A 12,607-nucleotide genomic window follows, 5' to 3' on the forward strand; every position below is an offset into this window, starting at 1 on the left:
TCCCCAATAAAATAAGGCTCCGTCTCCGGAGCCTTATTAGCACAGCGTTAACCTATTGTCATCAGGCTGGCGTTACCGCCCGCCGCCGCGGTGTTGACGCTGAGCGAGCGCTCCACGTACAGACGCTCCAGCAGCAGGTTGGTTTCCCCGCGCGCAAAGCCCTGCACCGAAACAATCGCCCCGCTGCGGGCCGCAACCTGCTCGCACAGCTCGCGCAGCTGATCGGAATCACCGTGGTAGATCACCGCATCAAACGGCTGGGTCAGCAGGATATCGGCTTTCGCAAAGCGAATGCGGGCCGAGACCGCCTTCGGCAGCTGTTTGGCGAGATCGCGATGCAGCGCATCTTCCGGCCACAGCACTTCACAGCCGGTTGCCATCGTGGCGGCCAGCTGCACCAGCGCATCCTGCTCGTTATCGGCCACGCACAGCACGCGCTCGCGCGGCATCAGCGTCCAGGTGTTGCGCTCGCCGGTTGGACCCGGAAGCAGACGCTGCGTACCGGCCTGCGCCAGCTCGCCGTACTGCTGTGCGACAGCACGCAGTTCAGGACGTTTTTCCGCCCAGGCGATCAGCGCCTCCAGCGGCTGGGTCAGCACGGTTTTCAGCTGCGCATCCACCGGATACTCCGCATCCTGGCGAGCCAGGGTAACGCCCAGCGCGTTCTCCGGACGGTTCGCCAGCAGACGGTACAGGTAGAGCGGACCGCCCGCTTTCGGACCGGTGCCGGAAAGGCCTTCACCGCCGAACGGCTGTACGCCCACGACCGCGCCAACCATGTTGCGGTTAACGTACAGGTTGCCCACTTTGGCGCTGCCGGTCACCTGCGCGATAGTCTCGTCGATACGGGTATGCACGCCGAGCGTCAGGCCATAGCCGGAGGCGTTGATCTGCTCAACCAGCTCGTTGAGGTTGTTACGGTTGTAGCGCACCACGTGCAGTACCGGACCGAAGACCTCTTTTTTCAGCTCGTCGAAGCTTGCCAGCTCGATAAGCGTAGGCGGCACAAAGGTGCCGGAACGCCACTCGCGGGCGTCTTCGCTGTTGTCTCGCACCGCCTGGAACACCGGACGGCCTTTCGCGCGCATGGTCTGAATGTGGTTTTCAATATTGGCTTTGGCTTCCGCATCGATCACCGGCCCGATGTCGGTGGTGAGACGGCCCGGGTTGCCCATGCGGCATTCGGCCATCGCGCCGCGCAGCATCTTCAGCGTGTGGTCCGCCACGTCATCCTGCAGGCACAGCACGCGCAGGGCGGAGCAGCGCTGACCGGCGCTGTCGAAGGCGGAGGCCAGGACGTCAACCACCACCTGCTCGGTGAGGGCGGAGGAGTCAACGATCATGGCGTTCATGCCGCCGGTTTCCGCGATAAGCGGAGTAGGACGACCCTGCGCATCCAGACGGGTGGCAATATTGCGCTGCAGCAGCGATGCCACTTCGGTCGAACCAGTAAACATCACGCCGCGCACGCGGTTATCGGAGGTCAGTTTGGCGCCCACGGTTTCACCGCGGCCCGGCAGCAGCTGGACTACGCCCGCCGGTACGCCTGCCTCCAGAAGAATGTTGATGCCCTGCGCGGCAATCAGCGGGGTCTGCTCCGCCGGTTTTGCCAGCACGCTGTTGCCAGCGGCCAGGGCGGCGGCAATCTGGCCGGTGAAGATCGCCAGCGGGAAGTTCCACGGGCTGATACAGACGACCGGACCCAGCGGACGGTGGGTTTCGTTATCGAAATCATCGCGCACCTGACCGGCGTAGTAGTGCAGGAAGTCGACGGCCTCGCGTACTTCGGCGATGGCGTTGCTGAAGGTTTTACCCGCTTCGCGCACCAGAATGCCGATGAGCGACTGCATCTGATCTTCCATCAGCACCGCCGCGCGTTCCAGAATGGCGGCGCGCTCCTGCGGCGGGGTGGCGAACCAGATAGGGGCGTTATTCACCGCGCTGTCCAGCGCCTGATCCACTTCCGCATCGGTGGCTTCACGCACGTAGCCGACGATGTCTTTTGGCTCTGCCGGGTTGATGACCGGCTGCATGTCGCCGTCATCAACGGGCTGCTCCAGCATCGGTTTGGCCTGCCACTTCTGCAGCGCGCTGTTGAGCAGGGCAGAGGAGAGGGACGCCAGACGGTGTTCGTTGGCGAGATCCAGACCCGCCGAGTTGACGCGGCCTTTGCCGTACAGCTCGCGCGGCAGGGCAATTTTTGGATGCGGCAGACCAATCTGGCCTTCCTGCGCCGCCATCTTCTCAACGGCCAGCACCGGATCGGCGACCAGTTCGTCGAGCGGCAGCGTGGTGTCGGCGATGCGGTTAACGAAGGAGGTGTTCGCGCCGTTTTCCAGCAGACGACGAACCAGGTACGCCAGCAGGGTTTCGTGCGTGCCCACCGGAGCATAGATACGGCACGGGCGGTTCAGCTTGCCGTCCGCCACTTTACCGGTCACCTGCTCGTAAAGCGGTTCACCCATGCCGTGCAGGCACTGGAACTCGTATTGGCCCGGATAGTAGTTTTGCCCGGCCAGACTGTAGATCGCCGCCAGGGTGTGGGCGTTGTGGGTAGCGAACTGCGGATAGATCAGGTTCGGCACGCCGAGCAGCTTTTTCGCGCAGGCGAGGTAAGAGACGTCGGTGTAAACCTTACGGGTATAGACCGGATAGCCTTCCAGCCCTTCCATCTGGGCGCGTTTGATTTCGCTGTCCCAGTAGGCCCCTTTCACCAGACGGATCATCAGGCGACGGCGGCTGCGGCTGGCCAGGTCAATCAGGTAATCAATGACGAACGGGCAGCGCTTCTGGTAGGCCTGGATAACGAAGCCAATCCCGTTCCAGCCTGCCAGCTCCGGCTCGAAGCACAGTTTTTCCAGCAGATCGAGGGAGATCTCCAGACGGTCGGCCTCTTCGGCGTCGATGTTGATGCCGATGTCATACTGGCGCGCCAGCAGGGTCAGGGACTTCAGGCGCGGGTAGAGCTCTTCCATCACCCGGTCATACTGCGCGCGGCTGTAGCGCGGGTGCAGGGCGGAGAGCTTTATCGAGATGCCCGGGCCTTCATAAATACCGCGACCGTTGGACGCTTTACCAATGGCGTGGATCGCCTGCTGGTAAGAAACCATGTAGGCCTGCGCGTCGGCGGCGGTCAGGGCCGCTTCACCGAGCATGTCGTACGAATAGCGGAAACCTTTGTCTTCCAGCTTGCGGGCGTTCGCCAGCGCTTCGGCAATGGTTTCTCCGGTGACGAACTGCTCGCCCATCAGGCGCATCGCCATGTCCACGCCCTTGCGGATCAGCGGCTCGCCGCTCTTGCCGATGATGCGGTTCAGGGAGCGTGACAGGTTGGCTTCGTTATGGGTCGAAACCAGTTTGCCAGTAAACAGCAGGCCCCAGGTTGCCGCGTTAACGAACAGCGACGGGCTGCGGCCAATGTGCGAATGCCAGTTGCCGTTGCTGATCTTGTCGCGGATCAGCGCGTCGCGGGTGGCTTTATCCGGAATACGCAGCAGCGCTTCCGCCAGGCACATCAGCGCCACGCCTTCCTGAGAGGAGAGGGAGAACTCCTGCAGCAAACCCTGAACCATTCCGGCGCGGCCGGTGGCGGTTTTCTGGTTGCGCAGCTTGTCGGCTAACTGATACGCCAGGCTGTGCGCCTGTGCGGTAATGGCGTCAGGCAGGCGAGCCTGCTCAAGCAGCATCGGCACGGCGTCGGTTTCGGCGCGGCGGTAGGCGCCGGTAATGGCGGCGCGGCTGACGGACTGCGGCAGGATCTGCTCGGCAAATTCAAGGAACGGCTGATGGCTTTCGTCGCCAGCGGCCGGCGCCTCTTCGCTTTCATTGGCGGCACCGGCGAGCAGGGCAGGCAGCTCCGGCAGGCCCTCATCGCTCTCGAGTCTTTCGAGATAGTTAAAAATCGCCTGCTTAATTAACCAGTGCGGCGTGCGGTCAATGCGGGTTGCTGCGGTCTTAATCCGTTCGCGGGTCGCGTCATCCAGCTTAACCCCCATGGTGGTCATACCCATGCCAAAGCTCCTGTTGTTCTGTAATAGCGTTCTGTAGATAGCGTGAAATATCCCCCATGTTGCAACTTTGTGCAACCGTGTTAAATGTGACCTGGTTTGCAACCCAGAAAATGAATGGATTGTTAACGAATGGTTAGCTGGAAAAACGTGCTGGCTTTGTCGCGGAAAGCCTGGTTTTATGCGGAAGTTAACACTTTTCAAAGGTGCAACCCGTAAAAGCGTGAGCGAGTGCAACCTATAGGAAACTCGTATCAAACCGGGGATGAAATTGATGTAAATGCAGTGTTAAATCGTTTGTCAGCGGAGGGCGCATACGGCAGGATAGCGCGCCCAACCGAAACACAAGATACCGTCACCTCGTTCCGGTGATCATATAACAAGGCAACCCGGACGGTTGTCGCTCGACACTTTTGGAGAATTTGAATGGCTATTAGCACACCGATGCTGGTGACATTTCTCGTTTATATTTTTGGCATGATCCTGATAGGGTTTTTGGCGTGGCGTTCTACAAAGAACTTTGACGACTACATTCTGGGCGGACGCAGTTTAGGCCCGATGGTGACCGCGCTCTCCGCGGGCGCATCCGACATGAGCGGCTGGCTGCTGATGGGTCTGCCGGGCGCGATTTTCATCTCCGGTATCTCTGAAAGCTGGATCGCCATCGGTCTGACCGTCGGCGCGTGGATCAACTGGAAGCTGGTGGCAGGCCGTCTGCGCGTGCACACCGAGGCCAACAACAACGCTCTGACGCTGCCGGATTACTTCACCGGACGCTTTGAAGATAACAGCCGCGTGCTGCGTATTATCTCGGCGGTGGTGATCCTGGTATTCTTCACCATCTACTGCGCCTCCGGCATCGTGGCCGGTGCGCGCCTGTTCGAAAGCACCTTCGGCATGAGCTACGAAACTGCCCTGTGGGCCGGTGCGGCGGCAACCATCCTCTATACCTTCGTGGGCGGTTTCCTGGCCGTAAGCTGGACCGACACCGTGCAGGCGAGCCTGATGATCTTCGCCCTGATCCTGACCCCGGTGATTGTGATTTTCACCGTTGGCGGCTTTGGCGAATCGCTGGAAGTGATCAAGCAGAAGAGCATCGAAAACGTCGACATGCTGAAAGGGCTGAACTTCGTGGCCATCGTCTCCCTGATGGGCTGGGGTCTGGGCTACTTCGGTCAGCCGCACATTCTGGCGCGCTTTATGGCGGCGGATTCTCACCACACCATCGTACATGCCCGTCGCATCAGTATGACGTGGATGATCCTGTGTCTGGCGGGCGCGTGCGCTGTTGGCTTCTTCGGTATCGCCTACTTCAGCAACAACCCGGCGCAGGCGGGTGCGGTGAACCAGAACGCAGAACGCGTGTTTATCGAGCTGGCGCAAATTCTGTTTAACCCGTGGATTGCCGGTATTCTGCTCTCCGCGATCCTGGCGGCGGTTATGTCCACCCTGAGCTGCCAGCTGCTGGTCTGCTCCAGTGCGATCACCGAAGACCTCTATAAGGCCTTCCTGCGTAAAAACGCAAGCCAGAAAGAGCTGGTGTGGGTCGGGCGCTTCATGGTGCTGGCGGTTGCGCTGGTGGCGATTGCGCTGGCTGCCAACCCGGAGAACCGCGTGCTGGGTCTTGTTAGCTACGCGTGGGCGGGCTTCGGTGCGGCATTTGGTCCGGTCGTCCTGTTCTCCGTCATGTGGTCCCGTATGACCCGTAACGGTGCGCTGGCGGGGATGATTATCGGTGCGGTGACCGTTATCGTCTGGAAACAGTTCGCCTGGCTGGGCCTGTATGAAATCATTCCTGGCTTCATCTTCGGCAGCATCGGCATCGTGGTGTTCAGCCTGCTGGGTAAAGCGCCGTCTGCCTCCATGCAGAAACGCTTTGCGGAAGCCGACGCGCATTACCACACTGCGCCGCCGTCTAAGCTTCAGGCAGAATAATTTTTCTCGCTGCACAATACAGGCCGGGTGAGCGCAAGCGCCACCCGGCTTTTTTCTTGCCAAAATCCGTAATTTCCTGTGATATCCATGTGCTTATAACAATGAGGATAGCGAAGCATGACAATCAAAACAGGGTTAATGGCGGCGGCATTATTGATGCTGGCGGGCTGCAACGCGCCATCGCAGCATGCTGCGGTGGAGACCTGCAAAGCGGATAACCAGATGCAGCAAACCACGCTCTATTTCGGCTTAAACCGTCCTGCCGGGGCGCAGATTACCAGCAACGAGTGGCAGCAGTTTGTTGACCAGGACGTGACGCCACGCTTTCGCGATGGCTTAACGGTGTTTGACGCGCGCGGGCAGTGGCTGGGGAACGACGGGAAAGTGGCGCGCGAACCGAGCAAGGCGCTGATGCTGATCCATGGAAAAGATGCGCAGAGCGAGAAGAACATCGAAGCGTTGCGCGGGATTTATAAGTCACGCTTCGCGCAGGAGTCGGTGATGCGTGTCGACCAGCCGGTGTGCGTGCAGTTTTAATGAAAACGGCGGGAATTCCCGCCGTTGTTGTTTTGTAGGCCGTGATCGCTGCGCGCCACCCGGCATTGCATCAGAGCACCAACCCCGCAAAGCTCGCCGATAGCAAACTTACCAGCGTTGCTCCATACACCAGACGCAGACCGAAACGCGACACCACGTTCCCCTGCTGCTCGTTAAGACCCTTAATCGCTCCGGCCACAATGCCGATGGATGCGAAGTTCGCGAACGACACCAGGAAGACGGATAAAATCCCCAGCCCGCGCGGGGACATTTGATGAGCGATTTTTTGCAGCTCAATCATCGCCACAAATTCATTCGCCACCAGCTTGGTCGCCATAATACTGCCCGCGTTCAGGGCGTCACCCAGCGGAATACCCACCAGCCATGCCAGGGGATAAAATACATAGCCCAGGATCTGCTGGAAGCTCATGCCAAATACGCTGGAGAAGAGGGCATTAACGGCGCTAATAAGCGCGATAAAGCCAATCAGCATGGCCAGAATAATCATCGCCACTTTAAAACCGGCCAGAATATACTCGCCGAGCATTTCGAAGAAGCTCTGCGATTCATGCAGTTTTTCCAGCTTGATATCCGGCTCCGCTTCCGGGCGTGCCGGGTTGATGACCGAAAGAATAATAAAGGTGCTAAACATGTTCAGAATCAGCGCCGCGACGACAAATTTGGCGTCGAGCATGGTCATATACGCGCCGACAATCGACAGGGAGACCGTCGACATCGCCGTGGCTGCCATGGTGAAGAGACGACGGGAAGAGAGATCCCCCAGCACGCCTTTGTAGGCAATGAAGTTTTCCGACTGGCCGAGAATCAGCGAGCTAACCGCGTTAAAGGATTCCAGCTTACCCATGCCGTTCAGTTTCGACAGCAGCGTACCGATCACCCGAATAAAAATCGGCAGGATCCGCCAGTGCTGAAGAATACCAATCAGCGCGGAAATAAAAATAATTGGGCAAAGCACGCCGAGGAAAATGAACGCCAGCCCTTTTTCACCCATACCGCCAAAGACGAAATTGGTGCCTTCGCCGGCAAATTTGAGCAGTGACTCAAAAAATCCCGAGACGTATTTAATCAGGAATAACCCGCTTTCGGCGTGCAGGAAAAAGAACGCCAGGGCAATTTCAATGACAATCAGCTGTAAAACAAAACGAATGCGAATTTTTCGGCGGTCGAAACTTACCAGCCAGGCAAGCGCGAGAATAATCACCAGCGCCAGCAGGAAATGGACAATTTTAAACATAATTTATTTTCACCAGGTGTTTGAGGCGGATATTTAGCCACAGCCCTGAATCAGCGTAAATGGGCATTTTCGTTATAACTTATAAACTTAACGATAACGTATGTAACTATTATCAGGCTGGGCGTTTACAACTCGTTATCAAAACACCGCACATTTCGCTTGTTTTTCTTTTCGCCGTAATGATAATCACTATCACAAGAATTTACCTTTCTTTGCATCAGTTGACCGCGATAAACATTTAAGGTGTCGGCATGTTTGTTCCATTTCTCATTATGTTACGTGAAGGGCTCGAAGCCGCCCTTATCGTGAGCCTCATCGCCAGTTATCTGAAGCGAACCCAGCGCGGACGCTGGATTGGCGTCATGTGGGTCGGGGTATTCCTTGCCGCGGCGCTCTGCCTGGGCTTAGGTGTCCTCATCAACGAAACCACCGGCGAGTTCCCGCAGAAAGAGCAGGAGCTGTTTGAAGGTATCGTCGCCGTGATTGCGGTGGTGATCCTCACCTGGATGGTGTTCTGGATGCGTAAAGTCTCGCGTAACGTGAAGGTGCAGCTGGAGCAGGCGGTGGATAACGCGCTGCAGAAGGGGAACAACCACGGCTGGGCGCTCATTATGATGGTCTTTTTCGCCGTCGCGCGTGAAGGCCTGGAGTCCGTTTTCTTTCTGCTGGCGGCGTTTCAGCAGGATGTGGGGATCTGGCCGCCGCTCGGGGCCATGCTGGGTCTCGCCACGGCCGTGGTGCTTGGTTTCCTGCTGTACTGGGGCGGTATCCGCCTGAACCTGGGCGCTTTCTTCAAGTGGACCAGCCTGTTTATTCTGCTGGTGGCGGCAGGGCTGGCGGCAGGGGCGATTCGCGCCTTCCATGAAGCGGGCCTGTGGAACCACTTCCAGGACGTCGCGTTCGACCTTAGCAACGTGCTCTCCACGCACTCTCTGACCGGCACTCTGCTCGAAGGTATCTTCGGCTATCAGGAAACGCCGAGCGTCAGCGAAGTGGCGATTTACTTTATCTATCTGGTTCCGGCGCTGGTGCTGTTCGCAATGCCGCCGCGTACCAGCACGCAGGCGTCTCGCGTTACGCCATAATAGTTGATTTAGTTACAACATACTTTTTAAAGGGAAGAGTCATGGCAATTCAGTTCCGTCGTAGTGCGTTATGCGCAGGCATTGCCGCGCTGTTCGCTTCTGCATTCTCCGCCTGGGGCGCGGATGTTCCTCAGGTTAAAGTCACCGTTAATGATAAGCAGTGTGAGCCGATGACCCTCACGGTGAATAGCGGCAAAACCCAGTTTATTATTCAGAACCACAGCCAGAAGGCGCTGGAATGGGAGATCCTTAAAGGCGTTCTGGTGGTGGAAGAGCGTGAAAATATCGCTCCTGGCTTCAGCCAGAAGATGACCGCCAACCTGCAGCCGGGCGAGTATGAAATGACCTGCGGCCTGCTGACTAACCCGAAAGGTAAGCTTATCGTCAAAGGCGAAGCGACGGCCGATGCGGCGAAAGGCGCTGCGGTGCTGAGCCTGGGCGATGCGATTACCGCGTATAAAGCGTACGTCACGAAAGAGACGGCGGATCTGGCAGCGGCAACCAAAGCCTTTACCGATGCGGTGAAGGCCGGTGACATCGAAAAAGCGAAATCCCTCTATGCGCCAACACGTCAGCACTACGAGCGCATTGAGCCGATCGCCGAGCTGTTCTCTGACCTTGATGGCAGCATCGACGCCCGCGAAGATGATTTCGAGCAGAAGGCCGCCGATCCGAAATTCACCGGTTTCCACCGTCTGGAGAAAGCCCTGTTTGGCGACAACTCCACCAAAGGGATGGAGAAATACGCTGAGCAGCTGAACGGCGACGTGCTGGAGCTGCAAAAGCGCATCAGCGAGCTGGCCTTCCCGCCGTCAAAAGTGGTGGGCGGCGCGGCCGGCCTGATTGAAGAAGTGGCCGCGAGCAAAATCAGCGGCGAAGAGGATCGCTATAGCCATACCGATCTGTGGGACTTCCAGGCCAACGTCGACGGCGCGCAGAAAATCGTTAACCTCCTGCGTCCTCAGCTGCAGAAAGAGAACGGCGAGCTGCTGGGCAAGGTGGATGCCAACTTCAAAAAAGTCGACACCATCCTGGCGAAGTACCGCACCAAAGACGGGTTTGAGACCTACGACAAGCTGACCGACGCCGACCGTAACGCGCTGAAAGGCCCGATTACCGCCCTGGCGGAAGATCTCTCCCTGCTGCGTGGCGTACTGGGTCTGGACTAAGCACGATGAATAAGCATAGCGAGAACGACGTGGTTGAGCCTTCACGTCGTCGGTTGTTAAAAGGGGTAGGGGCGCTGGGGGGCGCGCTTGCTCTGGCTGGCGGGTGTCCGGTAGCGCACGCGGCGAAACCGCAAAGCGCGCCCGGCACGCTGTCACCCAATGCCCGCATGGAGACGCAGCCGTTTTATGGCGAGCATCAGGCGGGCATCCTGACGCCGCAGCAGGCGTCGATGATGCTGGTGGCCTTTGATTCGCTGGCCAGCGATAAAGCCGATCTGGAACGTCTGTTCCGCCTGCTGACGAAGCGCATTGCGTTTCTCACCGCCGGTGGACCGGCGCCCGATACGCCGAACCCGCGTCTGCCGCCAATGGACTCCGGCATTCTGGGGCCGTTTATCGCCCCTGACAACCTGACCATTACCGTTTCGCTGGGGGAATCGCTGTTTGATACACGCTATGGGCTGGCAAAACAGAAGCCGAAAGCGCTGCAGAAAATGACGCGTTTCCCGAATGACTCGTTGGACGCTGCGCTGTGTCATGGCGACCTGCTTCTGCAAATTTGTGCCAACACCCAGGATACGGTGATCCACGCCCTGCGCGACATCATCAAGCACACGCCGGATCTGCTGAGCGTGCGCTGGAAGCGGGAAGGGTTTATCTCGGACCACGCCGCCCGCAGCAAGGGGAAAGAGACACCGGTGAACCTGCTGGGCTTCAAGGACGGCACTGCCAATCCGGACAGCCACGATGGTGCGCTCATGAAGGAGGTGGTGTGGGTCACTGCCGATCAGGGCGAACCGGCATGGGCGGTGGGCGGCAGCTATCAGGCGGTGCGCATTATTCAGTTCCACGTGGAGTTCTGGGACCGCACGCCGCTGAAAGAGCAGCAGACGATCTTCGGTCGCGATAAGCAAAGCGGCGCGCCGCTCGGCATGAAGAACGAGCATGACGTGCCCGACTACGCCAGCGATCCTAATGGCGATGTGATTGCGCTGGACAGCCACATTCGTCTGGCCAATCCGCGCACCAAAGAGACGCAGTCGAGCCTGATGATGCGTCGGGGATACAGCTACTCGCTCGGCGTGACTAACTCCGGTCAGCTCGATATGGGGCTGCTGTTCGTCTGCTACCAGCACGATCTCGAAAAGGGCTTCCTCACCGTGCAGAAGCGCTTAAACGGAGAGGCGCTGGAAGAGTACATTAAACCTATCGGCGGAGGCTATTTCTTTGCCCTGCCGGGCGTGCGCGACAGCAGCGCGTATCTCGCTCAGAGTCTTATTGAAGCCTGATAATTGTCCCTGCGACGATTCGCAGGGACATTATTTTTTCATATGACTATCCTCCTGTTATATTTATGTAATATTTCTATATGAGACTGATTTCAACTGTAGGGACAGTCCTAAAAGTTGCATTCAGGTAAAATAAATGTTGCATTTATGATAACTCCTGATGTACTTAAGATAAGACAGCGGTAGTTCCCGGCAGTGATGCTGAATCACTATGGAGATCGCGAATGGTTGCGTCCTGTACTGGACAAGGTAAACATAACAACCGCAGCACCCGGCGCGGAGGCTCAGACTCCGGCAGCGATTTCCTCACCACTAAATTTTCCCCCCTCCCTCAAGAATCTGATTCGACCGACGTGCAGAACGGTGCGCGTAGCTGTTCCGTATCGTCATCCGATAGTGCAAGCAATGGCTTACAAGGAAGCCAACCCTCTGATGTTCGTGCGCATAATCGTGCCGACGCTGGCGCGTGTGATGAATACCAACAACTCAAGGTGCTATCCATGGGAAGACAAAAAGCAGTGATCAAAGCTCGTCGCGAAGCAAAACGTGTGCTGAGACGGGATTCACGTAGCCATAAACAGCGTGAAGAAGAATCGGTCACCTCGCTTGTGCAGATGAGTGGCGTAGAAGCAATTGGCATGGCCCGAGACAGCCGTGATAATTCTCCAATTGTGGCGCGCAATGAGGCTCAGGCGCACTACCTGAATGCTATCGAGAGTAAACAGCTCATCTTTGCAACCGGTGAAGCCGGATGCGGGAAAACCTGGATCAGTGCAGCCAAAGCGGCGGAAGCGCTGATCCATAAGGACGTGGAAAGAATCATTGTTACCCGTCCGGTACTGCAGGCTGATGAAGATCTCGGCTTCTTGCCCGGTGATATTTCGGAGAAGTTTGCCCCGTACTTCAGGCCCGTCTATGACGTGCTGGTGAAGCGGCTGGGTGCATCCTTCATGCAGTACTGCCTGCGGCCAGAGATTGGCAAGGTGGAAATCGCGCCGTTCGCCTATATGCGCGGACGTACATTTGAAAATGCGGTCGTCATTCTTGACGAGGCTCAGAACGTGACCGCTGCGCAAATGAAGATGTTTTTAACGCGCCTCGGGGAGAACGTGACGGTTATCGTTAACGGCGATATTACCCAGTGTGACCTGCCGTCCGGCGTAAAGTCCGGGCTGAGCGACGCCATGTCACGTTTTGAGGAAGATGAGATGATTGGGGTGGTACGTTTCACCAAAGAGGACTGCGTGCGATCGGCGCTCTGCCAGCGCACGCTGCAAGCGTATTACTGAGTTTGCTGTTGCGTTCAAGGCCCGGGAAACCGGGCTTTGTT

8 protein-coding genes are annotated in these 12,607 nt (G+C 57.7%); 6 read left to right on the forward strand and 2 right to left on the reverse strand.

Annotated elements, in window-relative coordinates; translation table 11 throughout:
- Positions 1 to 47: 47 nt before the first annotated feature.
- Positions 48 to 4,010, reverse strand: coding sequence for a trifunctional transcriptional regulator/proline dehydrogenase/L-glutamate gamma-semialdehyde dehydrogenase (gene putA / locus PUP35_RS07815; protein ID WP_274242551.1), 3,963 nt, complete (start codon positions 4,008 to 4,010; stop codon positions 48 to 50).
- A 423-nt stretch (positions 4,011 to 4,433) separates the two neighbouring features.
- Between putA and putP the strand changes: the two genes are divergently transcribed.
- Together putP and PUP35_RS07825 are read left to right on the forward strand one after the other, a co-directional pair.
- Positions 4,434 to 5,942: a sodium/proline symporter PutP gene (putP, locus tag PUP35_RS07820; protein ID WP_274242553.1), complete on the forward strand. Its 1,509-nt coding sequence runs from the start codon at positions 4,434 to 4,436 to the stop codon at positions 5,940 to 5,942.
- Between the two features lie 117 nt (positions 5,943 to 6,059).
- On the forward strand, positions 6,060 to 6,479 hold the full coding sequence (locus PUP35_RS07825) for a DUF3574 domain-containing protein (RefSeq protein WP_032648964.1): 420 nt from the start codon (positions 6,060 to 6,062) through the stop codon (positions 6,477 to 6,479).
- Positions 6,480 to 6,549: 70 nt separating this feature from the next.
- Here the strand turns inward: PUP35_RS07825 and PUP35_RS07830 are convergent, their stop codons facing one another.
- On the reverse strand, positions 6,550 to 7,734 hold the full coding sequence (locus tag PUP35_RS07830; protein WP_127730349.1) for a NupC/NupG family nucleoside CNT transporter: 1,185 nt from the start codon (positions 7,732 to 7,734) through the stop codon (positions 6,550 to 6,552).
- 251 nt (positions 7,735 to 7,985) lie between these two features.
- Between PUP35_RS07830 and efeU the strand changes: the two genes are divergently transcribed.
- From efeU to phoH, 4 genes are all read left to right on the forward strand, one after another.
- Entirely contained in the window at positions 7,986 to 8,819 is an 834-nt protein-coding gene (gene efeU / locus PUP35_RS07835) for an iron uptake transporter permease EfeU (RefSeq protein ID WP_271367584.1), read from the forward strand.
- Between the two features lie 41 nt (positions 8,820 to 8,860).
- Positions 8,861 to 9,988, forward strand: a complete 1,128-nt coding sequence (efeO, locus tag PUP35_RS07840) for an iron uptake system protein EfeO (RefSeq protein WP_111964488.1) — start codon at positions 8,861 to 8,863, stop codon at positions 9,986 to 9,988.
- A gap of 5 nt (positions 9,989 to 9,993) precedes the next feature.
- Positions 9,994 to 11,277, forward strand: coding sequence for an iron uptake transporter deferrochelatase/peroxidase subunit (gene efeB / locus PUP35_RS07845; protein ID WP_127730355.1), 1,284 nt, complete (start codon positions 9,994 to 9,996; stop codon positions 11,275 to 11,277).
- A gap of 500 nt (positions 11,278 to 11,777) precedes the next feature.
- Entirely contained in the window at positions 11,778 to 12,566 is a 789-nt protein-coding gene (phoH, locus tag PUP35_RS07850) for a phosphate starvation-inducible protein PhoH (RefSeq protein ID WP_024908976.1), read from the forward strand.
- The last annotated feature ends 41 nt before the right edge of the window (positions 12,567 to 12,607 follow it).

This window comes from Enterobacter sp. S-33 (assembly GCF_028735835.1).
GTDB lineage: Bacteria > Pseudomonadota > Gammaproteobacteria > Enterobacterales > Enterobacteriaceae > Enterobacter > Enterobacter vonholyi.